Source organism: Actinoallomurus soli (genome assembly GCF_024055715.1).
Classification (GTDB): Bacteria; Actinomycetota; Actinomycetes; order Streptosporangiales; family Streptosporangiaceae; genus Actinoallomurus; species Actinoallomurus soli.
Genome location: NZ_JAMXMV010000004.1, coordinates 184826 through 210681 on the forward strand (window position 1 = coordinate 184826; position 25856 = coordinate 210681).

Annotated in this window: 26 protein-coding genes and 1 pseudogene; 10 read left to right on the forward strand and 17 right to left on the reverse strand. The window is 72.1% G+C overall.

Annotation, left to right across the window (positions count from 1 at the left end):
* Positions 1-84 precede the first annotated feature (84 nt).
* From NDW01_RS12715 to NDW01_RS12730, 4 genes are read left to right on the forward strand one after another with little or no spacing between them, the layout of a single operon-like run.
* Positions 85-285, forward strand: coding sequence for a (2Fe-2S)-binding protein (locus tag NDW01_RS12715; protein ID WP_252785286.1), 201 nt, complete (start codon positions 85-87; stop codon positions 283-285).
* Positions 286-337: 52 nt separating this feature from the next.
* Positions 338-817 carry a bacterioferritin gene (gene bfr / locus NDW01_RS12720; protein ID WP_252785285.1) on the forward strand — a complete coding sequence of 160 codons (480 nt, stop codon included), beginning with the start codon at positions 338-340 and terminating at the stop codon, positions 815-817.
* Entirely contained in the window at positions 814-1959 is a 1146-nt protein-coding gene (locus tag NDW01_RS12725; protein ID WP_252820133.1) for a DUF2786 domain-containing protein, read from the forward strand. The genes bfr and NDW01_RS12725 overlap by 4 nt, the downstream gene beginning before the upstream one ends.
* 49 nt (positions 1960-2008) lie before the next feature.
* On the forward strand, positions 2009-2437 hold the full coding sequence (locus tag NDW01_RS12730) for a hypothetical protein (protein WP_252820135.1): 429 nt from the start codon (positions 2009-2011) through the stop codon (positions 2435-2437).
* 59 nt (positions 2438-2496) lie between these two features.
* Here NDW01_RS12730 and NDW01_RS12735 read toward each other — a convergent pair whose 3' ends face one another.
* Positions 2497-2916, reverse strand: a complete 420-nt coding sequence (locus NDW01_RS12735) for a winged helix-turn-helix transcriptional regulator (RefSeq protein ID WP_252820137.1) — start codon at positions 2914-2916, stop codon at positions 2497-2499.
* Between the two features lie 96 nt (positions 2917-3012).
* Here NDW01_RS12735 and NDW01_RS12740 point away from each other — a divergent pair, with 96 nt between their 5' ends.
* Complete coding sequence (locus NDW01_RS12740; RefSeq protein WP_252820139.1) at positions 3013-3861, forward strand: SDR family oxidoreductase; 849 nt, start codon at positions 3013-3015, stop codon at positions 3859-3861.
* 61 nt (positions 3862-3922) lie between these two features.
* On the opposite strand, the pseudogene NDW01_RS12745 reads toward NDW01_RS12740, so the two are convergent.
* A pseudogene (locus tag NDW01_RS12745) lies at positions 3923-4132 on the reverse strand (pentapeptide repeat-containing protein); the annotation flags it as partial.
* 30 nt (positions 4133-4162) lie between these two features.
* Positions 4163-4432, reverse strand: a complete 270-nt coding sequence (locus NDW01_RS12750) for a pentapeptide repeat-containing protein (protein WP_252820143.1) — start codon at positions 4430-4432, stop codon at positions 4163-4165.
* 246 nt (positions 4433-4678) lie between these two features.
* Here NDW01_RS12750 and NDW01_RS12755 point away from each other — a divergent pair, with 246 nt between their 5' ends.
* Positions 4679-7474 carry a DUF6924 domain-containing protein gene (locus tag NDW01_RS12755; protein WP_252820145.1) on the forward strand — a complete coding sequence of 932 codons (2796 nt, stop codon included), beginning with the start codon at positions 4679-4681 and terminating at the stop codon, positions 7472-7474.
* A gap of 134 nt (positions 7475-7608) precedes the next feature.
* Entirely contained in the window at positions 7609-8298 is a 690-nt protein-coding gene (locus NDW01_RS12760; RefSeq protein ID WP_252820147.1) for a class I SAM-dependent methyltransferase, read from the forward strand.
* Here the strand turns inward: NDW01_RS12760 and NDW01_RS12765 are convergent.
* Entirely contained in the window at positions 8295-9041 is a 747-nt protein-coding gene (locus tag NDW01_RS12765; RefSeq protein WP_252820149.1) for a TetR/AcrR family transcriptional regulator C-terminal domain-containing protein, read from the reverse strand. The genes NDW01_RS12760 and NDW01_RS12765 overlap by 4 nt on opposite strands.
* 112 nt (positions 9042-9153) lie before the next feature.
* Between NDW01_RS12765 and NDW01_RS12770 the strand changes: the two genes are divergently transcribed.
* Entirely contained in the window at positions 9154-10623 is a 1470-nt protein-coding gene (locus NDW01_RS12770) for an MDR family MFS transporter (protein ID WP_252820150.1), read from the forward strand.
* A 7-nt stretch (positions 10624-10630) separates the two neighbouring features.
* On the opposite strand, the gene NDW01_RS12775 is transcribed toward NDW01_RS12770, so the two are convergent.
* The 5 genes from NDW01_RS12775 to NDW01_RS12795 form a co-directional block, all read right to left on the reverse strand.
* Positions 10631-11509: an NUDIX hydrolase gene (locus NDW01_RS12775; RefSeq protein ID WP_252820152.1), complete on the reverse strand. Its 879-nt coding sequence runs from the start codon at positions 11507-11509 to the stop codon at positions 10631-10633.
* Positions 11499-13568: an RNA degradosome polyphosphate kinase gene (locus NDW01_RS12780; protein WP_252820154.1), complete on the reverse strand. Its 2070-nt coding sequence runs from the start codon at positions 13566-13568 to the stop codon at positions 11499-11501. Before NDW01_RS12780 ends, NDW01_RS12775 begins: the two co-directional genes overlap by 11 nt.
* A 193-nt stretch (positions 13569-13761) precedes the next feature.
* Positions 13762-14505 (reverse strand): SDR family NAD(P)-dependent oxidoreductase, encoded by a 744-nt coding sequence (locus tag NDW01_RS12785; protein WP_252820156.1) that lies wholly within the window; start codon positions 14503-14505, stop codon positions 13762-13764.
* Between the two features lie 125 nt (positions 14506-14630).
* A complete protein-coding gene (locus NDW01_RS12790; RefSeq protein ID WP_252820158.1) occupies positions 14631-15530 on the reverse strand; it encodes a LysR family transcriptional regulator in 900 nt (299 codons plus the stop codon).
* 52 nt (positions 15531-15582) lie between these two features.
* A complete protein-coding gene (locus NDW01_RS12795; RefSeq protein ID WP_252820160.1) occupies positions 15583-16287 on the reverse strand; it encodes a GntR family transcriptional regulator in 705 nt (234 codons plus the stop codon).
* Positions 16288-16380: 93 nt separating this feature from the next.
* Between NDW01_RS12795 and NDW01_RS12800 the strand changes: the two genes are divergently transcribed.
* The gene (locus tag NDW01_RS12800) at positions 16381-16914 is read left to right on the forward strand and encodes a YbhB/YbcL family Raf kinase inhibitor-like protein (protein WP_252820162.1); all 534 of its coding nucleotides are present in this window, start codon (positions 16381-16383) and stop codon (positions 16912-16914) included.
* A 110-nt stretch (positions 16915-17024) separates the two neighbouring features.
* On the opposite strand, the gene NDW01_RS12805 is transcribed toward NDW01_RS12800, so the two are convergent.
* The 7 genes from NDW01_RS12805 to NDW01_RS12835 form a co-directional block, all read right to left on the reverse strand.
* The gene (locus tag NDW01_RS12805; RefSeq protein ID WP_252820164.1) at positions 17025-17495 is read right to left on the reverse strand and encodes a hypothetical protein; all 471 of its coding nucleotides are present in this window, start codon (positions 17493-17495) and stop codon (positions 17025-17027) included.
* A 235-nt stretch (positions 17496-17730) separates the two neighbouring features.
* Positions 17731-18711, reverse strand: a complete 981-nt coding sequence (locus tag NDW01_RS12810) for an adenylate/guanylate cyclase domain-containing protein (protein WP_252820166.1) — start codon at positions 18709-18711, stop codon at positions 17731-17733.
* A gap of 11 nt (positions 18712-18722) precedes the next feature.
* A complete protein-coding gene (locus NDW01_RS12815) occupies positions 18723-19232 on the reverse strand; it encodes a PH domain-containing protein (protein WP_252820168.1) in 510 nt (169 codons plus the stop codon).
* A 39-nt stretch (positions 19233-19271) separates the two neighbouring features.
* Positions 19272-19958, reverse strand: a complete 687-nt coding sequence (locus NDW01_RS12820; protein WP_252820170.1) for a hypothetical protein — start codon at positions 19956-19958, stop codon at positions 19272-19274.
* 13 nt (positions 19959-19971) lie between these two features.
* Positions 19972-22521, reverse strand: a complete 2550-nt coding sequence (locus NDW01_RS12825) for an FtsK/SpoIIIE domain-containing protein (RefSeq protein ID WP_252820172.1) — start codon at positions 22519-22521, stop codon at positions 19972-19974.
* 78 nt (positions 22522-22599) lie between these two features.
* Complete coding sequence (locus NDW01_RS12830; RefSeq protein WP_252787068.1) at positions 22600-22860, reverse strand: hypothetical protein; 261 nt, start codon at positions 22858-22860, stop codon at positions 22600-22602.
* Positions 22861-22892: 32 nt separating this feature from the next.
* Entirely contained in the window at positions 22893-24311 is a 1419-nt protein-coding gene (locus NDW01_RS12835) for an FAD-dependent monooxygenase (protein ID WP_252820175.1), read from the reverse strand.
* Positions 24312-24396: 85 nt separating this feature from the next.
* Here NDW01_RS12835 and NDW01_RS12840 point away from each other — a divergent pair, with 85 nt between their 5' ends.
* Positions 24397-24993 carry a TetR/AcrR family transcriptional regulator gene (locus NDW01_RS12840; protein ID WP_252820177.1) on the forward strand — a complete coding sequence of 199 codons (597 nt, stop codon included), beginning with the start codon at positions 24397-24399 and terminating at the stop codon, positions 24991-24993.
* Here NDW01_RS12840 and NDW01_RS12845 read toward each other — a convergent pair.
* Positions 24990-25835, reverse strand: a complete 846-nt coding sequence (locus tag NDW01_RS12845; protein ID WP_252820179.1) for a biotin--[acetyl-CoA-carboxylase] ligase — start codon at positions 25833-25835, stop codon at positions 24990-24992. The genes NDW01_RS12840 and NDW01_RS12845 overlap by 4 nt on opposite strands.
* Between the last annotated feature and the right edge of the window lie 21 nt (positions 25836-25856).

Below are 25856 nucleotides of genomic sequence, written 5' to 3' on the forward strand. Positions count from 1 at the left end.
CACCACCCCGTATTGCCTGGTCACGCACCCTGCGTTACCTTAGGAGAGCCTTACCTAATGGATCGACCGAGAGGTTCTCCCCGGATGTACGCATGTGTCTGCCACGCCGTCACCGACGAGGACGTGCGCGATCATGTCGAGGCGGGGGCCTGCTCGGCCAAGGAGGTCCGCGCGGCGTGCGGCATGCGCCCCGGCTGCGGCTCCTGCGTCAACCGGATCCGCGCCCTGATCGAGCAGCACGCCGCCGCCGAGCCCGGCGAGGCGATCGCCACCGCGGCGGCCTGACCGGCGGGTCGGTCGGCTTCCTCCGCGCACCGCCATGCCACGATGGGTGAGTATGGAAGGTGACAGGGAGATCATCGGGCTGCTGAACGAGCAGCTCACCGCCGAGCTCACCGCGATCAACCAGTACTTCCTGCACGCCAAGATGCAGGAGAACTGGGGGTTCACGAAGCTCGCGAGCCACACTCGCGACGAGTCGTTCGACGAGATGCGGCACGCCGAACGCCTCACCGACCGCATCCTGTTCCTCGAGGGCCTGCCGAACTACCAGCGCCTGAACCCGCTGCGCATCGGCCAGAGCGTGCCCGAGCAGCTCCGCGCGGACCTCGCCGTCGAGATCGAGGCGGTCGAGCGCCTGCGCCCCGGCATCGAGCTGATGCGCTCGCGCGGCGACGTCACGTCCGCCCGGATCTTCGAGGAGATCCTCGCGGACGAGGAGGAGCACATCGACTACCTGGAGACGGAGCTGGAGCTCCTGGAGAAGCTCGGCGAGCCGCTGTACCTCCAGCGTTACGCCGAGCCTCCGGACGAGTGAGCCGGCCGCCCCGGGAGGCACCCGGAGCGGACCGCGCGCTGCCGGACGCCGTGACCGGCGCGGTAACGGCGGCATGGCGGCTGGGCTGGCAGCCGGCCGACCTCGTGCGCCACGCGGCCCGTACGCACGGGAAGCGGGCCGGCCGGATGATGACCGACGCGATCGCGGCCGAGATGCGCGCGTACGCGGCGGCGACCGTGGACGAGCGGTGGCGCGACCAGCTGACGGCGCTCGGGGCCGTCGCCTGGTGGCGGCGGGACGACACGTACCTGACCGAGTGGGCGGCCCGCAACGGCACCGACCACGCCACGGCCGCCGACTGCGTCTCCCGCCTGACCGCCCTCCTGCGGGCGCTGCCCCGCCTCGAGATCCTCTGCCCGCCGCCCGGCCACACCCGGCCCTCCGCCGGTGACACCCGCCCGTCCTCCGGTGACACTCGCCCCTCCCCCAGCGGCGCCCGCGCCGACCGGCGCGTCCTCGCCAAGGTCCAGGCGCTGCTGGCCAAGGCCGAGTCGACCGAGTTCCCCGAGGAGGCGGAGGCGCTGACCGCACGGGCCCAGGAGCTGATGGCCCGGCACAGCCTCGACCACGCGCTCCTCGCCGCGCGGACCGGCCGGACCGGTGACGGCCCCGTCGGCCGCCGGGTGCCGATCGACGACCCGTACGCCTCGGCGAAGGCCCTGCTGCTGGGCGCCGTCGCCGACGCCAACCGGTGCCGCGCCGCCTGGACCAGGGCGCTCGGCTTCTGCACCGTGCTGGGCTTCCCGGCCGACCTGGACGCGGTCGAACTGCTCTTCGCGTCCCTGCTGGTCCAGGCCACGTCGGCGCTCGCCCACGAGACGGGCGACCGCGCCCGTACCCGCGCCTTCCGCCGGGCGTTCCTGGCGTCCTACGGCGTCCGGATCGGCGAACGCCTCGCCGAGGCCGCCGGCGCGGCCGAGCACCGGGTCGCCGCCGAGACGCCCGGCACGGACCTCCTCCCGGTCCTCGCCGCGCGCGACCGGGCCGTCGAGGACGCGATGACCGCGATGTTCCCCCAGATCACCGGCCGCCGGATGAGCGTCTCCGACCGGGCGGGCTGGCTGTCCGGCCAGGCCGCCGCCGACCGCGCCGACCTCACCGCCCGCAGACCGGTCCGCTGACCGTGTCATTTATCGGCACACCTGGTCACAATGTGCGACGATCAGCGGTATGGGACTCGATGTCTATGCGGTCCGCCCGGGAGACCCGGCGGTGAAGGGCCACGACACACTGCGGACACCCGTGACCTGGGAGTGGGAGGGGCCCGCGGACCTCGATCCGTTCGAGGACGTCCCCCGGGGCTTCCCCGAGGGCCTCTTCTGGCCCTCCGACGGCGACTTCACCGGGTTCCGCGGCCAGGTGTACCGGGAGTGGGTCAACGGCACGCTCGGGTTCAACCTGTACGAGCTGCTCGACCCGGCGCAGGTCCGCGACCTGGCCGGTCGCCTCGACCAGTGGCTGACCGACGCCCGCGGCTCCGGCACGGACGAGGTGGCGCTCGACGAGGGCACGACCGTCCCGTTGAAGGGCATCGAGGCGCTGGCCGAGTTCGTCCGCGCCGCCGCCGCCCAGGATCTCTGGCTCTTCCCCGACTCCTGAGCCGAGAAGTCGCACGCGGGGACGGCGCCGAACGAAGGCGCCGTCCACGAGAACGGCCGTCAGCGCCGAGGATCGTCGTCGCCGACGGCACCGACACCCTCGGCGCCGGGCGCTCGCCCGTCGTAAGCCGCGCGTGCCCTCAGCACGCGGGGGGCGTTGGCCTTTGACCAGTCGGCGATCGCGCCGGTGAGGGCGCCGGCCTCGACGCCGAGGTCGGTGAGGGCGTACTCCACGCGCGGCGGGACGGTCGGGTAGACGGTGCGGCTGATCAGGCCGTCGCGTTCGAGGTTGCGCAGCGCCTGGGTCAGGGACTTCTGGGTCACTCCCTCGATGTGGCGGCGCAACTCGGTGAAGCGCAGCGGCCGCTCATACTGGCGCAGCAGGCCGAGCACGTAGAGCACCCACTTGTTGGCCAGCACGTCGACCACGGTGCGGGATGGGCAATCCTTCGCGTAGGCGTGCTGCCGCTTGGTATCCATCAGGTACCTATATATCCGAACGGTGCCTTCTTCACAGCGGAAACCAAAGCCTGGAGGATCGGACTCGCTCGCAGACACCGCCCGAAGGAACACGTCATGATCTTGGTCACCGGAGCGACCGGCAAGGTCGGATCCGAAGCGGTCCGGCTGCTCGCCGCGCAGCACCGCCCCACACGGGCACTGGTCCGCGATCCGGCCCGCGCGCCATACGGCGGCGCGGCGGGCGTCGAGATCGCCGTGGGGGATCTCGACCGTCCCGCCACGCTCGACGCGGCCATGCGCGGCATCGACACCGTCGTGCTCGTCACTCCGTCCTGGCCGGTTCAGGAGATCGCGGTCATCGACAGCGCCCTCCGCCACGGGGTGACGCACATCGTCAAGATCACAAATCACAAGGCGACGGTCGACTCACCGGTCGACCGCCGGCGTGACCATGCGCGGATCGAGGCCCACCTGAAGGCGACCGGACTCGCGTACACGCTGCTCGCTCCCAACCTCTTCATGCAGAACCTCCTCGCCGTCGCACCGATGATCAAGCAGACGGGCGGATTCACGATGTCGGCCGGGGACGGCCGGTTCGGGATGGTCGACGCCCGCGACGTCGGCGCCACCGCCGCGGCGATCGCCGCGGCACCCGGGGAGCACGCGGGCCGGGCCTACCTGCTGACCGGCCCCGAACTGCTCACCTATGCGGACGTCGCGAAGGAGTTGACGCACGCGCTCGGACGGGAGATCGAGTACCGCCGGATCTCTCCGGACGAGCACCGCGAGGCGATGATCCGGGCAGGAGTCCCCGAGGCCGTCGCGACCTCCAACGCCCAGGTGTTCGGCCTGATCGCCGAAGGCGATGCGGAGTGGCTGTCCGACGACGTGGCATCCGTCACCGGGATCCCGCCGCGCAGCCTGCGCACCTTCCTCGCCGAGCACGTCACCGCCTTCTCATGAGAGCCCCTGCGGAGGATGCCCCGCGAGGTGATGGTCCGCCCCGGCCGTCGGCAGACGGCCGTTACCGGTCCTCGATCCTGATGCCGAACGCCGACGCCATCGCCCATACGAGGCTCTGCGCATCGGCGGCCGACACGGTGGCACCACGAAGATCCCCGACGCCCCCGACGCCTGACAGGTCACAATCCTTGAATCGGGCGTCGACGATCTTCACTTGGGAGAATTGAGCACCGGTCAGGCGGTAGTTCTCGAACAGGACGCCGTTGAGCGTGGCGGCCTGGAAGCCGGCCTCCGTGAGGTCTCAGTCGCGGAAGACCACATCCCGCAGTGTCGACATCCGGAACCGGGCCAGGTTCGCGCGGCAGTCGGTGAACACGACGGTGAACCGGCACCCGTTCACCTCCACGTCCTCGGCCTGTATCCCGGCCCAGCCGCTGCCGTGCAGGTCCAGGGATACCAGGACCTGGTCGTCTGCGAGCGGTCGCGCAGAGACGGCGGTACCCGTCAGTCGACGTGGGAGCCTGGGTGCGGCCGGCTCGCGGAGCCGGGCCGGACCACGGGAGTTCGGCATCGCCCGAGCGTATCGGCGAGCGCCGTCCCAGGCGGACCGTCGACGTGCCCAAGACTTGTCGGTCCTGGTTGCGAGGATGCGATATCAGACCGGAGTAGACGTACCGGCCGGCACCGACGCCTCGCACCCGTGACCCTTCCTCGGCGGCCCCGCTCACGGTGCCGGTGGGCGGCCGTGAGCCCCCGCGGGAGTCTCGGCGGCCGAATGACGACTGGAAGGCGGGAGCGCATGGTGGTTGAAGGTTCCGTGTTCGCATTCCGTATGTGGCGGCGCGCGGGGGACTCCGTGGAGTGGCTGCCGGCTTCGCGGTTGCTCGTGCATATAAGCGACGGTGAGAGTGTGGTGCCGGCGCACCTGCACTGGGGCACCGAGGACGGCGCGCAGTCCGCAGTGGGCTTCTCCCCGGACATGGTGAGCTGTTACGGCCATCGCCGCACTCCCGCCGGTGACGTGGTGCAGGTGCGGGGCGAACTCGATGACCGGCGAGAGTACCCGGAGGAGGTCGGCGGTGCTCGTGGGTACGAGTTCGAAACGGAGGTCGAGGAGCCGGGAGGCCGGCAGCCGGCGGGACGGCTACGGGTGCTGATCGATGACGGCGGCGACACGCCTGTACGGTGGGCGGCCTGGCGCGAGCGCTCGGGCCTTGCCTGTTCGGTCGCGCTGCGTTCGGTGAGTCCCTCCGGCAACGCGGACGTCACCGATCTGGTGAGCGTCGTGTGGGCCAGTGCCGAACATCGCGACGCGGGCGAGGTGGCCGAGAACCTGACGGACGCGTCGGCCGGCAAATGGTTCGCACCGCACGACCGTGCGTCCCTGGGATTCGAGCTGTCCCGGCCGATCGCGGTGGATCGATACGTTCTCACCTCTGCCGATGACGCACCTGACCGCGACCCGGCCGCATGGACCCTGCGCGGCTCGGCGGACGGGGCCGTGTGGCGAACGCTCGATGTTCGCTCGGGTGAGTCGTTCACCCGGCGGCACCAGTCCAGGACGTACCGGATCGCCGAGCCCGGACCCTATGCCCACTATCGTCTCGACATCACCGGCAACAACGGCTCCCCGCACCTGCAGCTCCAAGCCGTCCGGCTCCTGGCCGACGCCGGCGCCGGATTCGTCGGCTACCGCCAACATGAAGGCCACGCCCCCGTCGCCTACCGGGGCGTACGCGTCGCGCAGGCGTCGGAGTCGCCGCCCGAGGACACCCCGGCGCCTTCGAACGGGAGTGCGCCCGCGCCCCGAGCCCGCGGGGACCGCCCGGCCGAGTGGCGGGGATGGCAGCCGGGAGGATCATGGTTGCCGCTCGGCGGCAGCCTGTCGATGGAGTCCTTGACCTCGCCGTCGGGGCGGTTCACGGTGCGGCACTCGGTGTACGAGCCGTCCTTGGCCGTACGGGACAACGTCACGCGGGAGTGGGCGTGGGTCGGCGACTCGCCGGAATCGAGTCAGGTATGCCTGGGGCCCGACGGAGATCTCGTGGCCTGGGACCACCACGGCAACCGGGTGTGGAGCACCGGCACGGCGTGGCTGGGTGTGCGGCGGCTGGAGATGCGGGACAGCGGTGAGCTGGCCCTGATCGACGCGAACGGGGCCGTCGTGTGGAGTTCGGGTATCCCCCAGGTGTCGGCGGCCGCGGGGACCGGTCACCGCGCGGTGGCCCGGGGGTCGAGGATGCGCCGAGGCGAGAGCCTGTACGGACAGTCGCTGACCAGCGACGACGGGTCGACCGTGCTGTGCCACGACGGTCGCGTGGTGTTCGTCATCATGCGGGGACGGACCTCGCACTGGGACAGGTTCCCCGAGCAGGAGACCGTCCTGGCGCTCGACGACGACGGGTTCCTGCGCTTGCGGACCCTGGGCGGCGCCGTGGTGGAACAGATCGCCGGGCCGGGCGCCGAGCTCGTCGTCGTGCGCGGCGCGGCGGAGCTCCGTGACGACACCGGGGCCGTCGTCTGGGCCTCCGCCGATCGCTGGAGCCGGGTGGCGCCGGTGCGGGAGCCGGCGATACCGCAGAACGACGACCTGGCCGCCTGGTTCGGCGCTCTGGTGGGCGAGGGTCGCGGCTACTGCGTCGCGGTGGTGAGGGAGAGCACCCCGCAGGACGTACTCGAGCGCACCGGCGTCGCGCCGGGCTCGATGACGCCGACCACGTGGCACCGGCTCCAGCGGGACCGGGACACCGCACATCCGGACGAGGGGAAGGTGGTGGCGGCGATCGCCGTGGGTCCGGACGTTCTCCTGGTCGGCGACGACCCCACCCTGCCGGTGGCGGCGCTGGCACCCTCGACCTCGGTGGTGGCCCTCCACCAACCGTCCGGCGGGGAGGGGTACGGCGGGACCTTCAGTCTTCATCAGAACGGCAGGCTCGTGGCCGAGGTGCGGGACGAGCCTCGCCGTCGCAAGGGGACGAAGGTGCCGGACGTCGCCGCCGCACTGGACGACCTCGCGCACGACCTGCACCGCCACGAGCTGGTATTCCGCGTGTCCGGGGTGGTTCCCAGCGCCGCCGAGCTCGGCGGCCCGCTGCTCGGCGGGGTCCTGGTACCGGCGCCGTCACCATCCGCGACGCCTGCGGCCGAGCCGGCCGAATCGTTCCCGGCGGTCGAAGGGTACGACGGCATGTCCCCCTTGGTGGTCCGCACCGACTTCACCGACGATGACGCCTGGGACCGGGTGGTCGAGCAACTGCGTACGCCGTGGATGGATGACGATCCGGTGACTCCCTACCTCATCGGCGACCCCAGGTACGCCGATGCCTCCACCGAGCGCGTGCTGAAAGGCGTTCGCGCGGCACTACCCGGTCCGAGCCGGCCGGGAGCGATCTTCATCGCCGACAGCACCACGATGCGCGGCACGGGTCATCCGCTCCTGGCCGTTTCGACCGAATGGGACGGTGAACCCTTCGAGGAGGACGAGGAGGAATTCGTCACGCAGTTCCGCCTGCTGCCCAACGCGGCCGTCGAGATCAGCACGAACCTCGGCCTCGGCAACATGGACTTCGAAGACTTCGCCGACGACGAACTGTACGAACGCATGGTGGACTGACGCCCCTCCTCCGCGCGTCCTCAAGCCGCCATCAGCGCCGAGGATCGTCGTCGCTCACGGCACCAGAACCCTCGGCGCTGAGCCGGCGACGCCGCGCCCGAGACCTGTCGGACCGCACTGCGAGGATGCCGGTCATGAGGGACGACAGCACCGCGATCGCCGACTACTGGGACGCCGCCGCGCCGGCCTTCGACGACGAGCCGGATCACGGGCTGGGGGATGAACGGACCCGCGCGGCGTGGGCGCGTCTGCTGGACGCCTGGATGCCGCCCGCTCCGGTCGGCGTCCTCGACGTCGGGTGCGGGACCGGCTCGCTGTCCCTGCTGCTCGCGCAGGCCGGGCATCGCGTGACGGGCGTCGACCTGGCGCCGACGATGGTCGCGCGGGCCCGCGGAAAGCTGGAGGCCGCCGGACTGCCGGGCCGGTTTCTCGTGGGTGACGCGACCTCGCCGCCGACCGGCGACGAGGTCTTCGACGTCGTGTTGTCGCGCCACCTGGTGTGGACCCTTCCCGATCCCGAGGCCGCGCTGGGTGAGTGGGCGGAGCGGCTGCGGCCCGGTGGCCGGCTGGTCCTGGTCGAGGGCCGGTGGCGTGAGTCGGGACAGCGTGGGACGCCGTACGTGAGCGGAGCGGAGCTCCTGCCATGGAACGGCGGAATCGGCGCGCACGACCTGGCCGCCGTCATACGTCCCCTCGTCACCGACCTGCGAATCGAGCCTCTCAGTGGCGACTCGGACCTGTGGGGCGGTCCCGTGACCGACGAGCGGTACGCCCTGATCGCCCGGCGACGCCGCGATCGGGCCGGCCTCTCCCGCGGCCGCTAGCGGCTCTGGCCGTACTCGCGTTCGATGCCGTCGAGGATCCAGGTCAGGCCCTGCTCGAAGTCCTCTTGGGCGGGGATTCCCGCGTCCAGGACCGGTTTCAGATGCGGGAACCGTCCCTCGGCCAGGAGACTGCGCACGTACGGCTGTTCCTCGATGCCGCCCAGGCCGGCCGCCTCACGTTCCCGGTTGTGCTGCGCGCGGAGCGTGTAGCCGAGCAGGTAGTGGTCGATGGCCGTGACGATGGCCCGCATCGCGCGGGGGTCGTCGGTGAGCCGGCTCGCGGCGGCGAAGGACTGCTCGGCGTGCAGGAGCCCGTTGGGTCCGACCCGCGGTGAACGTCCCGCCAGCTGGAAGACCCACGGGTGCCGCAGTCCGGCCTCCCGTTCCCGGGCGGCGATCCACCGGAACGCCTCGCGCCAGTCGCCGGGCAGCTCCCCCTCGATCAGCACCTCGGCGGCCACCTCGTCGTACATCAGGTCGAGGAGGTCCTCTTTGGCGTCGATGTGCGTGTAGAGGCTCATCGCGCGCACGCCGAGTTCGCTCGCGACGCGCCGGATCGACACCGCGTCCAGCCCCTCGGCGTCGGCGATCGTGATGGCGGCCGCCACGATCGCCTCCCGGCTGAGCTTGGGCCGGCGCCCGCCGCGGGGGCGGGACCACACCGGGTCGGCGGCGCGCTTGCGGTCGCCGGCGCGCTGGTAGCGCTCAGGCACTGCGGACGGCCGGTCCCCGTCGATCGTCATGTCCCGATCGTACCCGTACGGCGTACGTTCCCGCCGATACGCTGTACGGATTGAGCGATACGGCGTACGGTTAAGCGATACACCGTACGGAAACTTCATGGGAGAAGACCGGATGACCGCCGTACCCACCCGCGACCCCGCCACCGGCCGGCGCGGCATCGACCCCGAACTGCGCCGGCTGGCGATCGTGGTCCTGCTCGGATCGATCATGACGATCCTCGACACCACGATCGTCAACGTCGCCGTCACCACCCTCGGCAAGGACTTCGACGCCTCGCTGTCGTCGATCCAGTGGGTGATGACCGGCTACACCCTGGCCCTGTCCATGGCGATCCCGCTCACCGGCTGGTCGGTCCGCCGCTTCGGGGCGCGCACCATGTGGCTGACCTCGCTGGTGCTGTTCATCTCCGGCTCACTGCTGTGCGGGCTGGCCTGGTCGGTGCCCGCCCTGATCGCGTTCCGGATCCTGCAGGGCGTCGGCGGCGGCATGCTCATGCCGATCGGCCAGACCGTGCTGGCGCGTGCGGCGGGGCCGGACCGGATGGGTCGGGCGATGACCATCGTCTCGGTGCCGGCCATGCTCGCGCCCGTGCTCGGTCCACTGCTCGGCGGTGTGATCCTCGACAGCGTCAGCTGGCGCTGGCTGTTCTTCATCAATCTCCCGTTCTGCGCGCTGGCGCTCACCGCCGCGCTGCGCATGATGCCCCGCGACGCCGAGCGCGACCCGGGCGCGCCGCTCGACCTCCTCGGCATGCTGCTGCTCTGCCCCGGCCTGGCCGCGCTCGTGTACGGCCTGGCCCGGACCGGTGCGGGCGCGGGTCTGTCCGACCCCCGCTTCCTGACGGCTTTCGGGGCGGGTGCCGTGCTGGTCGCGGCGTTCGCGGCGCACGCGCTGCGCAAGGGCGCGGGCGCGCTGATCGACGTGCGGCTGCTGCGCGACCGCTCGTTCGCCGCCGCGACCGGCGGGCTGTTCGTCTACTGCGTTCCGGTGTTCGGCCTGACGGTGCTGCTGCCGCTGTTCTCCCAGGTCGTACGGGGCGAGTCGCCGATGGCCGCGGGCTGGCTGATCTCGCCGCTCGGCCTCGGCGCGATGCTCACGATGACGGTGGCGGGGAGGGTCACCGACCGGTACGGGGCACGCTGGATCGCGGTCGGCGGGGTGGCGCTGGTGCTGGCCGGCACGCTGGCCCTGACCCGGATCGACCCGTCCACCGGCCGCCTCGTGCTGATGGCGGTGATGCTGGTGATCGGGTTGGGGCATGGCGCCGTGTCCCCGGTCCTGATGGCGGCCGCCTACCAGGGCATTCCGCGTGAGTCGGTGCCCGCCGCGACGACCGGCGCCGGCGTCCTCGTCCGGGTCGGCAGCTCGTTCGGCACCGCGATCCTCACGATCGTGCTCCAGATCATGATCCGCGGCCACGTGCCGGGCGCGACCGGCAACCTCAGGGAGGCCGCCGCCCACCGCACCGCGCGGACCCCCGTCCAGCTCACCTCGGCGTTCACCGGCACGTTCTGGTGGGCGGCCGTGCTCCTGGCCGTCACACTGGTCCCCGTGCTGCTGGTTCCGCGCAGGCGCGGGTGATCCGGGGTCAGCAGGTGTGGCGTTCGAGGGAGGCGAGGGCCCGGTCGGCGACCTGGACGACCCAGAAGCCGCCCTTCGGGAGCCGGGGATCCTCCGGGGGCGGGGCCCCGAGTTCCTCGCAGGCGCGGGCGATGAGCTCGGGCACGAGCTCGCCGTGGGTGCAGATCACGGCGGGGACGCCGTCGGCGAGGAGCTCGGCGAGCCGGTCGCCCGGGGCCTTGGCCGTGCCGACGGTGACCGCCCAGTCGGTACGGACGTCCGCGGCGGTACGGGCGGCGTAGGGCAGGACCGTCTCCAGGCAGCGGGCCGTCGCCGAGCTGATCACCCGGGCGGGCCCGTAACAGATCAGGACGTCGTCGAGGCGCTGCGCCTGCGCGCGTCCCTCCTGGTCGAGGGGGCGCAGCAGGTCGTCCTCCTCCCAGTCCCGCTTCTGTCCGGCCGTGGCGTGCCGGAGGACGACGTACGGCGTGGTGCGGGGCGGACCGGCGGCGAACTCCCGCAGCACGTCACGGTCGTGGTCGTAGCTGAGCCACCGGTCCGCCTCGCCGAGCGGGAGCCACTCGATCCGGTCGACCTCATCGCCGGGGACGAACCGGCCCTCGTCCCCGGTGGCCGTCCAGTAGTCGACCCGTTTGGGCCGGCCCCGCGCCTCGTACCGGATCGTGGACAGCCTGCGGCCGAGGACCGGCCAGACGCCGGTCTCCTCCCAGACCTCGCGGGCCGCGGCGCGTACGACGTGCTCGCCGCGGTCGACCTTGCCCTTGGGGAAGGACCAGTCGTCGTACCGGGGACGGTGGATCAGGGCGACGAGCGGGCGGCCGTCCGGGCCGGGCCGCCACAGCACCGCGCCGGCGGCACGGATCGTCCCCGGGGGGTCAGGAGTCAACGGTCCTCCAGCGGCGTGCCCGCATCAGGTGGGTCTGCACGTCGATGTCTCCCTCGTGCCGCGTCCACACGCCGTTCTCGCCGAGGACCCAGCACTTGGTGTCCGAGCCCATCGCGAGGTCGAAGCGGCCGACGAGGTCCGCGCAGTGGGCCGGGTCGGTGACGCGCACCAGCGTCTCGACCCGGCGGTCCAGGTTGCGGTGCATGAGGTCGGCGCTGCCGATCCAGACCTCGTGGTTCCCGCCGTTCTCGAAGGCGTACACCCGCGAGTGCTCCAGGAACCGGCCGAGGACGCTGCGGACCTGGATCGTCTCCGACATGCCGGGCACGCCGGGGCGCAGCGCGCAGATTCCGCGCACCCAGACGTCGATCGGCACACCCTCCCGCGAGGCCCGGTACAGCGCGTCGATGAGCACCTCGTCGACGAGGGCGTTGCACTTGAACCGGATACGGGCGGGCCGGCCCTCCTCATGGTGCTCGATCTCCCGCTCGATGCGCTCGACCAGCCCGGCGCGCAGGGAGTCGGGGGCGACGAGGAGCCGCCGGTAGTCGGTGTCCCGCGAGTAGCCGGTCAGGTGGTTGAACAGGGCGCTGACGTCCTGGCCGACCTCGGGGTCGGCGGTCAGCAGACCGTAGTCCTCATAGATCCGGGCGGTCTTGGGGTTGTAGTTGCCGGTGCCGATGTGGCAGTAGCGGCGCAGCGACCCGTCGGACTCCTGCCGGACCACCAGCGCGACCTTGCAGTGGGTCTTGAGGCCGACGAAGCCGTACACCACGTGGCAGCCGGCGCGCTCCAGCTTGCGCGCCCACGTGATGTTGGCCTGCTCGTCGAACCGTGCCTTGATCTCGACGACCACGACGACCTGCTTACCCGCCTCGGCGGCGTCGATGAGCGCGTCGATGATCGGCGAGTCGCCGCTGGTCCGGTACAGCGTCTGCTTGATCGCCAGGACCTGCGGGTCGCCGGCGGCGTCCTCGATGAGGCGCTCGACGCTCGTGGTGAACGAGTCGTACGGATGCTGGACGAGGACGTCGTGGTCGCGCAGGGTGGCGAAGATGTCGGTGTCGTGCGGCAGCGCCGCCTCGGACGGCACGAACGGCGGGTACTTCAGCTCGCTGCGGTCGAGGTCGGCGATGGCGGCCATGCCGCCGAGGTCGAGCGGGCCGGGGACGCGGTACACCGCGCGCTCGTCGACCTCCAGCTCGGTCATCAGCAGTTCGAGGACCTCGGGGGTGATCGACTCCTCGACCTCCAGCCGTACGACGGGCCCGAACCTGCGGCGCAGCAGCTCGCGTTCGAGGGCCTGCAGGAGGTTCTCGGCGATGTCCTCGTCGACCTCCAGGTCCTGGTTGCGGGTGACCCGGAACGCGTGGTGCTCGAGGATCTCGGTCCCGGTGAACAGCTCCGGGAGGTTCTCGGCGATCACGTCCTCCAGCGGCACGAACCGCGACGGCGACGCCTCCAGGAACCTCGGCAGCACCGGCGGCACCTTGACGCGGGCGAACATGGTCGTGCCGATGTCCGGGTCGCGGACCAGCACCGCCAGGTTGAGGGACTGCCCGGAGATGTACGGGAAGGGGTGTGCCGGGTCGACGACCAGCGGCGTCAGCACCGGGTAGATCCGCCGCCGGAACAGGCGGTTCAGGCTCTCCTTCTCGGTGTCGGCGAGCTCGTCCCAGCGCAGGACCTCGATCCCCTCCTTGGCGAGGGCCGGGAGGATCTCCTCGTGGAAGAGCGCGGCGTGCTCCAGCATCAGGTCGCGGGCGACCTCGGAGGTGTGCGCGAGGACCTCGCGGGGCTGGCGGCCGCTGGCGCTCTGGACGGCGATGCCGGTGGCCATGCGCCGGGTCAGCCCGGCGACCCGGACCATGAAGAACTCGTCCAGGTTGGTCGCGAAGATCGACAGGAACCGTACGCGTTCGAGCAGGGGCAGTGACGGATCGGCGGCCAGGTCCAGGACGCGCTGGTTGAACCGGAGCCAGCTCTCCTCCCGATCAAGGAACCGATCCTCTGGCAGCCCGTCCACGGATCGGGCGAAATGCCCTGCTTCAACGCTCATGAGGTATATGGTCCCCATTTTTGGTGAACGGAAAGCGAACGAGATGTTTCCGGCCCGATTCCCCTCCGCCAAGCCGCCGACCAGCATGGACCGGCCCACAGCGGCTTGATCGTTCTACCGGGTCTCCGCCGCGAACGGCAAAGCGGCGGCCCGCTCGTCAGGAGGTGGAACGGGCCGCCGGATGCTCGTAATCTCAGACCGCGACGCGGCCACCGTCGACGGGGAGAACAGCGCCGTGGACGAAGCTCGACCGGTCGCCGGCCAGGAAGACGATCGCCTCGGCGATCTCCTGGGCCGTGGCCGGACGGCCGGCCGGAGCGGCGGCTGCCAGGCGGTCGAGGCCCTCGCCCATACCGGCGGTGCCCTCGGTGCGGGTGGGACCGGGGCTCACCGCGTTGACGCGGACGCCCGCCGGGCCGTACTCCGCGGCCCAGGACTTGGTGAGCAGTCGCAGCGCGGCCTTGCTCGCTCCGTACAGGCCCATCCCCGCCGCACCGAACTCGGCGACCATCGTGGTGACGTTCACGATCGCGCCGTCGCCGCGCTTCGCCATGTCCGGAGCCAGCTCGGCGACGAGGAAGTACGGCGCCTTGACGTTCAGCGCGAACACGGCGTCGAAGTCCCCCTCCGTCGACTCATGGGTCGGACCGAAGGGGAAGACGCCGGCGTTGTTGACGAGGATGTCGACGCGGCCGACCAGGTCCCTGGCCCGCGCCGCCAGCGACCGGGCGGATGCCTCGTCGCGCAGGTCCGAGGCCACGAAGTGGGCCTCCCCACCGGACGCGCGGATCTCCCGTACCACCTCTTCTCCACGGGCCGCGTCACGCCCGGCGATCACTACGCGCGTGCCCCGCTCGGCGAGCGCGATCGCGGCCGCCCGGCCGATGCCGCTGTTCCCACCGGTCACCAGCGCCGACTTTCCCTGCAGTTCCGACATGGTCTCCACCCACTCCTGCTGCTTCCGCGAGGCCGGGTCGATCCCGGCACGTGGGTGTAAGGAACGGCGGCACCGAAGGTTTCCCACCGCGCCAGTCGAGCGCCTTATGGCCGCCATCAGCCCACCTACTGGAGCCCGCGGTACTCCAGACCGGCGAGCAGCCGGGCCAGGTCACGCCGGTGGGAGGTGGCGGGCCACACCGCCCAGGTACGCCGCACGATCGGATGCCCGGCGAGCGGCGACCAGGTGACCGCGTCGGGCAGCGGCCGGTCCCATCCGGGCGGCGCGAGCGCGAAGGCACCGCCCGCCGTCACCGCGGCCAGCTTCACCTCGGCGATCAGCTCCTGCCCCTCCGGCGGCGGGATTCCCAGATCCAGGCCATGGCTGCGCAGGATCGCGGTGAGCTCGTCGTACCAAGCGGGGCTCCCGGAGCGGGGGAATCCGACCCAGTCCAGCCCCGCGAGCTCCTCCAACCGGATCCCGTCGGGTCCGGCGATTCTCGCGGCCGCTTCGGCGGCCAGGACGACGCCCAGCCGCTCCTCGACGACCAGCATGGCGTCCAGATCTTGGCCGATCGGGTGTTCCCGTACCAGTCCGACGTCTATTTCACCCGCCCGCAGGGCCGCGAACTGGTCCGTGGTGGACATGTGGCGGGCCTGCACCCTTGTCCCCGGATAGGCGGCGGTAAGGCCGGCGAGCGGCCCGGAGAGCAGGTCTGAGGGAAGTTCGAGCGGGATCCCGATCCGCACGAGGCCTCCCCCGTCGGCGGCGTGCCTGGCGACCGCGGCCATCGCCTGATCATGACGCGCCAGCACCGCGCGCGCCTCGGCCAGCAGCGTCATACCCGCCTCGGTGGCCCGCACGCCGGTGTTCCCGCGCTCCAGCAGCCGCAGGCCGAGCCGCCGTTCCAGGGTGTTCATCGTCTGCGACAGCGCGGGCTGGCTCACATGCAGCCGCCGCGCGGCGGCCGACAGACCGCCCTCCTCCACGACCACGACGAACGCCCGCATCTCCCGCAGATCCACCCGCCCATCACATCACGCACCGGGTAGGGCCCGGCCAGGCCGGGGAGGCGCGTCAGGCCTCCCCGGCAGGTGCTCCGCCGATACGGCCGGTCAGTCCGGTGGCGGTCAGAGTGAGGTGGTGGGCCAGCACCTCGGCCGCGGTGTCGGCGTCACGGGCCAGCGCCGCCTCCTCGAGCCGGCGGTGCTCGGCGATCGTGTCCCGGCCGGGGTTGCGCTGCGCCGACCAGCGGCGGGCCAACTCGCTCGCGGTCCACAGCCGGTCGAAGGTCTCCAGCAGGACGGGGTTGCCGCACCCCTCCAGCAGGGTGCGATGGAAGAGCCGGTGGGCCTCGGACCAGGCGCTGCTGTAGTGCTCGCCCTCCTCGGGCACGTACGCCGGAGTACGGGCCAGCCGGTGGTGGGCGGCGCGGACGCGGGCCTCCCAGTCGACGTCACCGCGCTCGATGGACAGGCGCAGCACGACCGGTTCGATGGACCGGCGGGCCTCCGCGATCTCCTGCCACCGGCGGTCGGAGAACGCCGGAACGGCGAAGCCGCGGTTGGGCAGCCGGTCGGCGAGCCCCTCGCCGACCACCCGCACGAGCGCCTCGCGCACGATGGCCAGGCTCACTCCCTGCTCCTTCGCGAGGTCCTGCGGCTTGAGGGCGTCGCCGGGGGCGTAGTCCCCCCGCATGATCGCGTTCCGCAGGTGCTCGTAGACCTGCTCGGAGAGCATCTGCTTCCCCGGCGAGGGCGGGGTCTGGGTCATCCGGCTCATGGAAGGAGGATAGACGATCGGATAGATAATCGATTATTAGTGCTATCGTCGATTACATCGCACGTCCCACCACGGCCGGAAAGGCAGAACGCCATGAGCGCCAACGACCCCTTCGCCCGCCTCCCCGAGGCGGCCTCCTTCACCGTCACCAGCATCAACGTCGCCGACGGCACCGCCTGGGCGCCCGAGCAGCTCTCCTCCGGCATCCCTGGCGGGAAGGACGTCTCCCCGCAACTGTCCTGGAGCGGCGCCCCCGAAGGCACCAAGAGCTACGCCGTCACCGTCTACGACCCCGACGCCCCCACCGGGTCCGGGTTCTGGCACTGGGCGGTCGCCGACATCCCCGCCACCGTCACCGACCTGCCCGAGGGCGCCGGCGACGACACCGGCTCAGGCCTGCCCGAGGGCGCCTTCCAGTTGCCCAACGACGCCCGCGTGGCCCGCTACCTCGGCGCCGCCCCACCGGCCGGGCACGGCCCGCACCGCTACTTCGTCGTGGTGCACGCCCTCGACGTCGAGTCCATCGGCGTCCCGGCCGACGCCACGCCCGCCTACCTCGGCTTCGTCATGACCGGCCACATCCTCGGCCGCGCGGTCCTGACCGCCACCGGCGAGACTTCCGCATAACAGATGACAACGAAGATGGCCCTCGACCACGGTCGTGATCGAGGGCCATCTCATGACACCCCAACGTCGTTCGACACGGCACCAGCGGTATCGATGCCGTCAGACCGCTGTCAGAAGACGAACGGCCCCGGGGCCTGCGGCGAGGTGGCCGTGCAGTTGATCGCGAGTGTCCCGACCGTGCTCGTGAGGGACTTGGCCTGCAGCACGTCACCCGGGGCGACGGTGCCCGTCAACGGGCCGGAGTTGAAAGGCTGCCAGGGCAGCGTCCATGCCGGGTTGGACGTTCCCTTGAAGGTGACGGTGCCGCCGTGCGCATTGGACATCGTCAGCGTCGTGTTCATCGAATTCGCCGGAATGGAGTGGGACGTCCACACCACGGATGTGGTGAAGGTGATGGTCGCCGTCGTGCCGTTCTGCTGGACGTCGAGCCTGGCCTGGCCTGAGGGCCAGCCGCCCTCGCAGTTGATCTGGACGGTGGCGGTGGCGGGGCTGACGGCCAAGGCCGGCGGGGCCGTGACCAGCGCGCCCATCGCCAGGGCCGCCGTGCCTGCCGTGCCGGTTACGAGGGTCCTGAGTTTCATGCCAGCTGCCTTCCTGTGGTGGCTTCCGGCGCCGGGCCGTGCACGGTCCGCACGGACCCGTCACCCGGGAGAGGCTGGTCGCCCGACCAACGGCCAATAGTTGACCGTTCAAACATATGAAGGAGCAAAGGCCGCGTCTAGGACGGCGGCGAATGAGGGGCTTATTTAGGCAATCGATCGACGTCGTCGGCAATTGCCTAGTCGACTTCGTGACACCCGGCCGGGTTCTAATGCGCTAGCGGGCGCGGCGGACGACGTACGGCTGGACGATGCCTAGGCCACGGGCCGGGCGGCGGCCGATGCGGATCAGGTCGTACGCGCCGGCGCCGCGCAGGCCGTCGGCCAGGGCCGCGTCGGCGAGGACGGTGCCGGGCCGGGCGATCGAGGTCAGCCGGCTCGCGAGGTTCACGGTCGTGCCGAACACGTCGCCCATCAGCGAGAGCACGAGACCGTACGCCATGCCGACCCGCACGTCCGTGTCGCCTCCGGCGCGGACCGCCTCGGCGATGCACAGCCCGATCTCCGCGCCGAGCGTGGGGGTCTCGGCGGTGTAGAGGACCTCGTCTCCCAGGGTCTTGACGATCCGCCCGCCGTGCTCGGCCACGACGTCGGAGGCGGTCTCCTCGAACCGCTCGACCAGGTCGGCCAGCTCCAGCTCGCCGAGGTTCCGGCTGGTCGCCGTGAACCCGACGATGTCGGCGAACCCCACCGCGACCCGCAGCCGCCCCGGAACGGCGTCCTCCGCCGCCGACGCGGTCAGCGCGCGGGTGCCGGCGGCGGCGAGCTGCCGCCGCCACGCGTGGACGAGGAGCGGCTCCAGCGCCGCGATGTGCCCCTCGGCGTGCTCCATGATCATGCGGACGACGTCCGGCGAGGGCGGCTGCAGCGGATCGGCCAGCGCGCCGACGATGATGTCGATCTGCCACTCGGCGAGCCGCGCCATCGTCTGGCCGACGGCGCGGACCATCCGCAGGACCATCTCCTCGTCCAGCAGGCCCTCGCCGAGGAGGTCCTTGATCCGGACGAGCGCGTCGAGGTCGCCCTCGGTGAAGGCGACCGTCTCGTCGGCGAGGTGGGGGAAGCCGAAGGCCCGCCACAGCCGCTGGGTGAACTCCGGCGACACCCCGGACCGCTCGATCGCGTCGATCCGCGTGAACCTCAGCTCACCGCCGAGGAGGAGCTCCTCGATCTCCTTCGGCTCCGGCACGTCGCTCATGTACGGCCCGTCTACGGCTTGACGCCGTCGCCGTCGGTCAGCTCCTCGACGATCCGGTAGAGCTGGTTCTGGGTGTACTCGACCCGGGGGATGTTCTTCAGGACGAGCTGCCCGTGCTCACCGCCCGACTCGACGATCAGCGTGCCGGTCCCCAGCATCCGCTGGATCAGGTTGTGCTCGAACGACACGTCGTTGACCCGGGTGAGCGGGATGTCGCGCCCGGAGCGGGACAGGATGCCGTGCCGCAGCACGAACCGCCGGTTCGTGAGGGTGTAGGACGTGGTGACCCAGCGCAGGAACGGGATCAGCCCGACGACGAGGATCGCGACGACCGCGACCGCCGCGATGATGAGGCGGATCACCGTCTGCGCACTGCCGCCCGGGATGAAGACGATGGCGGCGACCGCCACGGCGACCGTCACGACCGCCCAGAAGATCGTGCCGACCAGCGTCGACCAGTGCGGGTGGAACTCGAGGACGATCTCTTCGTCCTCGCCCAACGAGCTCTTCGCAAGACCCATGGCGTCATCCTGGCAGAAACGGAGGGGTGGGAAATGTCATCACGTCACAAAGTGGACAACGATGAAGATGAGGGCGATGACCCACACGCCACCGCCGCCGACGAGGCCGCCCGTCGCGGTGTCGACGGCGTACTCGCGCTCCTCGTGCGACGTGCGGAGCCGGATCCAGCCGGCCGCCGCGACCTGCCCGAGCCACGGTGACGCCAGCACCGGCCCGTACGCGAGGGCCAGCCGCGCCTGCCCCAGGCCGCGCAGGCTCTCGGCCAGCTCGAAGCCGATCGCGGTGACGACGACGGCCACCACGAAGCCCAGCACCGCCATCTGGACGTACCGGCCGGCGAGGGCGTAGTGGACCGGCTCGCGCACGCGCCGGTGCGCGTCGCCCACCAGCTCGGCCGCCTCCTGGTCGGGGCGCACGTCGTCGGCGGGGTCGGGCAGCGGGCCGACCGCGTGCGGGCCGAAGCGGGTGGTCAGCTCCCGCCAGACGCCGGCGGCCCGCTCCTCCAGGCCGTCGAGGCGCGCCCACTCCTGCTCGACCGAGGCGTACGCGGCGGTCCGCCGCTCCTCGGCCTCCTCCAGGCCGCGCCGGGCCCGCTCCGCGGCGAGCAGCCTGCGGCCGGCCTCGGCGGCGTACTCCTTGTACGCCCGCCGTGCCGCCTGCGGATCGTACGCGCGCCGGGCCGCCTGCGGGTCGTATGACCGCCGTGCCGCCTCCGGGTCCGTCATCTGCCCTCCACCCTCACGCGACGCCGTCCCCCGCCTCGCTCATCACCTCGAACGGGATGATCGGCTGGGGCGGCACGCCGGTGCGCTGGTCGTGGAACAGGGCCCGCCGGTGGCGCGGGGTCCAGCTCAGCATCTGGCCGCCCGGCAGCGGCGACAGCTCGCTGTCCCGTACGTCCAGGGCGACCCAGGCGTCGATGTTGCGCACGTTCCCGACCCGCTCGACGACGTCGGCCTTGAGCCGGTCCGTCGTCCGCCACCAGCCGAGCACGTGCATCCGGCGCTCCGGGCCGTGCTCGACGAGACGGCGGACCGCCCGGCGCAGGTCCTCGGCGCGGCCGGTCGCGGCGTCCACCGCGAACAGCGCGAGGTACTCGGGCACGTCCCGGTCGGCGGGCTCGGGCAGGTCGCCGCCGAGCGTGACCTGGTGCCCGTCGTCGGCCAGCCGCCGGGCCAGCAGCCCGACCCGGGGCTCGAGCTGTGCGTCCAGCGCGTACAGCCGGAAGACCGCCGATCCGGGCGCGTGCCCGCGCGACAGCGACAGCACCGCGGAGGCGAGCACGTCGTACGCCTCGTCGGCGCGGGTGCCGACGACCGCGAGGTTGCGGCCGGGCGCGCGGTCGAACCGCACGGTCGCCGCGCTGCCGACCAGGTCGATGAGCTGGCCGACCGCGCTCTCGCCCGGCGGCAGGGCCGGCGCCGTCATCAGCTCCGGCACGTGCGCGCCGTCGAAGATGCGCGGCGGCGCGAGGTGCTCGGGGCGGCGCTGCCACAGCTCTCGCTGCAGCGCGTCGAACGTGCCCGCCGCCCCGGCGTCGGGCAGCCGCGCGATGCGGTTGGCCTGCCGCGCGCCCGACTCGGCGTTCACGACCGCGCAGAAGCGCGCCACCTGCAGCGCCGCGGTGTTGTCGTCGGCGAGGATGCGGCGCGCCTTGGGCAGCGCGATCCGCAGCGTGAACTGGTCCAGGATGGCGCCGCGCCCCCACAGCGACTGGACGCCGCCGATGTTCTGGCTGGCCAGGACCAGGTGGATGCCCTGGGACCGGCCCCGGCGGGCCAGGTCGTTGAGGAGGTACAGCGACTCGTCGGTGATCTTGTCCTGCTGCTGGATCAGCACCTGGAACTCGTCGATCACCGCGACCATGCGCGGCCAGTGCCCGTCCGGGTCGACCGCCCGCAGCTCCTCCAGCTTCGTGACCTCGTGCTCGCGGGCGGCGGCGCCCCGGCGTTCGAGCTCGCGGGCCAGGAAACGCAGCAGCGCCAGGCCGAACTCCCGGTCGTTGTTGATGTTCACGCCGATGAGCCGGGCGTGCGGCAGCCACGTCTTGTCGGTACGGCCGCTGGCCAGGCGGGCGAACGACACGCCCTCCTTGAAGTCTAGCAGGTAGAACTCCAGCTCGTCGGGTGAGTACCGCGCGGCCATCGACCCGATCATGGCGTAGAGGAAGTTCGTCTTTCCGGAGCCCGGCGGGCCGCCGACGAGCGCGTGCACCGGGTCGTCGCCGAGGAGGACCTCCACCGGCTCGTACCGGTCGACGTCCTCGCCGATGGGGGCGCGCACCCCGGCCGCCGACGACTCGCTCCACATGCGGTGCGGGACCAGCTCGGCGAAGCGCGGCGGGTCGCGTTCGATGCCCGCCCAGCGGGCGGCGCGCTCGCAGACCGCGCGGACCAGCTCGGGCGGCGGCGGCTCGACCGTCACCGGCAGCTCCCCGGTCATCGAGGTGGTGACGCGGCCGTCCGCCGTGATGTGGATCGTCTCGATGCCCGGCGCGTCCTCGGCGGGCACGTCGCGGCAGACGACGTGGATGCCGCAGGCCGCGCCGGCGTGCATCACGCTGTTCAGGTGGGCGACCTCGTCGTCGCGGAGGCCGCGCACCGGGCTCTGCACGATGACGACCTGCCACGGCTCGGGCCGCCGTCCGGTCGCCGCGGCGAGCTCGGCGAGGGAGGAGTGCCCGCCGCCGAGCACGTCCCGCTGGATGCGCCGGATGTCACGGTCAAGCGAGCCGAGGAGATCCTTGAACTCCTCGACGCCGTACACGGTGAGCAGGCCGGGCCGGGACAGGGCGTGGAAGCCGCCGAGACCGGCCCCGAGCCGCCGCGGATCGTACAGGCTCACCCGTACGGAGCCGGGCCGCGTCATCGCCACGATCCGGACGAGCAGCGCGTCGACGATGGCGTCGGCGAGCGGGGTCTGGCCCCCGGTGATCTTCAGGTGGCCGGAGTCCAGCAGCGGGATCAGCGCGGGCACCTCACCGGCGGCCGTGCCGACGCGGTAGAGGCACGGCCCGGAGTCGGCCGGCTCGGGCTCGGCCGGCCAGTCCGCCCAGGGCGCGGACGCGGCGCCGGGCGCGGCCTCGGCGGCCAGCTCCCGCCAGCCGGCCACGGCCGTCGCCGTCTCCGGGCCGCTCGTCGCGGCGACGTCCCGGCGGCCCTGCTCGACCGCCGCCTCCGCCTCGGCGATCATCTCGTCGAGCCGGCTCCGGCGGGCGCGGATCGCGCCGCGCGCCTGCCGGATGTCCTTGCGCACGGCGGCAACGAGATCGCCGGGCTTGAGCGTCATGTGGGGGTTCCTGCGGCTTTCACGCAGACGGCGGTGGGCGGGGTACCTCGGTCGGGGACGTGCGGGGGTGCGGTCGCCTTACAGCCCCTCGGCGTAGGTGTTCGCCTCTTCGATCGCGGCGCCGATCTGGTTCTGGCACTCCTCGATGCTCTCGACCGCCTGCCCCATGGCGCCCAGCGCGCCGCTCAGGGCGTCGTGCTCGCTCCCCTGGGCCACCGCGATCAGGTACTGCAGCGCCGACTCGGCCCGGCTCCCGGCCTGGACGAGCAGCTGCACTGCCTGCTCGGCCTCTTCGCCGGCCTGGGCGATGGCGCCCTTGAGCTCAGCCACACTGGCCATGCAACGACCTCCGGAGGATGGGGATAGCCCAATTAAACCGGCGCGTTGCGGACCGGTCCAGTTGGGCAGGTCCGCCGACCGATGTAGCCGTCCGGGCGGATGACGACGGAGGTGCCGGCCGAGGCGTCGTACGCGGTGTGGGCGTGGCCGTGAGTGTCGATGACGTAAGGTCCGGGCGCGGACTCGCCGGGGCGCAGGACGGCGTAGGCATGAGGCGCGTCCGGGGCGGGGGCGCCGAAGGTCAGATGGGTGGCGTGCGGGCCGCGGAACAGGTCGAAGAGCCGGATCGTCCTGCCGTCGGCGTCGGTGACGGGGGCGTCCGGCGCGCGATCGCCCGCCACGATCCGGCCCTCGGTCGTCCGGTACGTCACGTCCAGCTGGCGGGTGTTCTCCCCGCGTTCGTGGGCGTCCTCCGCCCCCTCCCGGTGTTTGCGCATGAGCTCGGAGCTGATGCGCAGGACCCTCTCGGCGGTCGCGCGGCGTTCGGTCTCGTAGCCGTCGAGCAGCTCGGGTGAGCCGTCGGCCAGCTTCCAGCCGAGGTTGTAGGCGTCCTGCACGCCGGTGTTCAGCCCTTGCCCGCCGGTGGGCGGATGTGCGTGGGCGGCGTCGCCCGCGAGGAAGACCCGGCCCACGCGGAAGCGCCCGGCCAGGCGGATGTTGGGCCGCCAGACGGTCGACCAGGCCAGCCGGGTCAGCCGGACGCCCGCGCCGAGCGCGTCCAGCTTGCCCTGCAGGATCTCCAGCGAGGCCTCGTCCTCGTCTTCTCCGAGCGGGGCGTTGAACTGGAAGAGGCCTGGTGTGCTCGGCAGCGGGCTCAGGCCGACTCCGACCATCGGGGCGTCCGCGCGGGCGAACCAGTAGCCCCAGGCGTGGTCCAGCCCGTCGGCGGCCACGTCGCCGAGCAGCATCCGGATGGTCTCGTCCGTGACCCCCTCGAAGGGGACTCCCAGGACCTTGCGGACGGTGCTGCGTCCGCCGTCGGCGCCCACCAGATAGGAGGCGCGCACGGTCTCGCCGGTGGACAGGCGCGCCGTCACGCCGTCCGCGTCCTGGTCGAAGTCGACCAGGGCGGTGTTCAGCTCGACCCGGGTCCCGAGCTCGGCGAGCCGGTCCCGCAGGATGCCCTCGGTCTGGGACTGACCGAGGACCCACGCGTTCGGGTAGGGCACGTCGGGGGTCGGCTCGAGGTGCTCAGCCATGCGCCGGTCCATCACGTACTTCCCGTCGAGGTGCACGCGTATCACCGGCACGGGGCGTCCCTGCCGGAGCACCGCGCCGAGAACGCCGAGGTCCTCGAAGATTTCGAGCGTGCGCGGCTGGAGGCCGTCGCCCCGCGACCCGGCGAAGTACTCGCTCGCCTTGTCGATGACACGGACGCCGAGCCCCCGGCGGGCGAGATCGATGGCCAGGGTCAGGCCGGTCGGGCCGGCGCCCGCGATGATCACATCCATCACTGAACCACCACTCACTGAATCAACTTTCACTGAATTTAGATTCAGTATGTTGGTTGGTACGGTTCCCGGTCAAGGAGGTTCCGTGAAGCGCAAGGAGAGAGCGGCGGAGACCGAGGCCGCTCTTAAGGCCGCCGCGAAGCGGGTGTTCGCCGAACGCGGCTACCTGAACACGAAGATCGCCGACATCACCGCCGAGGCCGGGCGGGCAGCGGGCTCCTTCTACAACCACTTCGCCGGGAAGGAGGCCCTCCTCGAAGCGCTCCTGGCCGACATGGCGACCGAGGGCGACTCCGCGGCCTCCGCTCCCGGGCACCTGTCGGACTTCACCGACCCGGAGGCGGTCCGCCAGCACATCGAGGTCTCCGTCCGCCTCTACCGGGAGCACGCCGCGACGATCCGCGCCGTGCAGGAGGCGGCCCTGGTCAGTGAGAACTTCGCCGGCACCCTGGCCAGGTTCGCCGGGAGCGAGATGGCCGACATCCTGGGCCACGTCACCTGCGTCACCGACGCCGGGCGCCGGCTCCCCGCTCCACCGGAGACCGCGCTGCGGATGGTGTACTCCCTGGTCCACGCCTTCCTGCAGATCCGGCGGCAGCCCGCCGACGCGCTCAGCGACGAGGAAGTGACCGAGGCCCTGACCCGCTTCGTCTACCGCGGCCTCAACGGCTGCGACTTCTAGCGCACGTGCACGACGTCGCCGGCGCTGAGCACGTGGTCGCCACCGGCGGCGCGGACGACCAGGCAGCCGTTCTCGTCGACGTCCACGGCCTCCCCGGTCAGCACGCCGTCCGGCGCGCCCGGCGCTCCGCCGGGCAGCTCCACGCGCACCTGACGGCCGAGCGTCGCGCACACCGCGCGGTACGCGTCCCGGAGCGCGCCCTCGGTCCAGTCCCCGCAGTACTCGACGTACCGGTGCGCCAGCTCGCGCAGGATCGCGCGCAGCACCGGGTCGCGGTCGGCGGGGGCGCCCTCCAGCGCGAGGGAGGTCGCGGTGGGCACCGGCAGCTCGTCGGCGCGCAGGCTGACGTTGAGCCCGATGCCGAGGACGACGGCGTCGCCCACCCGCTCGGCGAGGATCCCGGCGAGCTTCCGGCCGTCGATCAGCACGTCGTTGGGCCACTTCAGCGCCGCGTCGGCCATCCCACCGCGCGACGTGTCCTCGATCTCGGCGAACCCGCGCAGGGCGCTCACCACCGCCACCCCGGCCAGGAGCGGCAGCCAGCCGAGCCGGGCGACCGGGACGGGCGGCCGCAGCAGCGCTGAGAACGCCAGCCCCGAACGCGGCGGGGCCGTCCACCGCCGGTCCAGGCGGCCTCGCCCGGCCGTCTGCGCCTCGGCGACGAGGACCAGGCCCTCCCCCGCGCCGTTCCGGGCGGCCTCGGCCAGGTCGGCGTTGGTCGAGCCGGTCTCGGCGACGACGTCGATCCGGCGCCACACCCCGCCGGGACGGACGAGCGCGCGGTTCAGCGCCCGCTCGTTCAGCGGCGGACGGTCCAGATCGGTGTACGGAGAAGGGCTCACCTCCCCAGCCTAGAGGCGGGC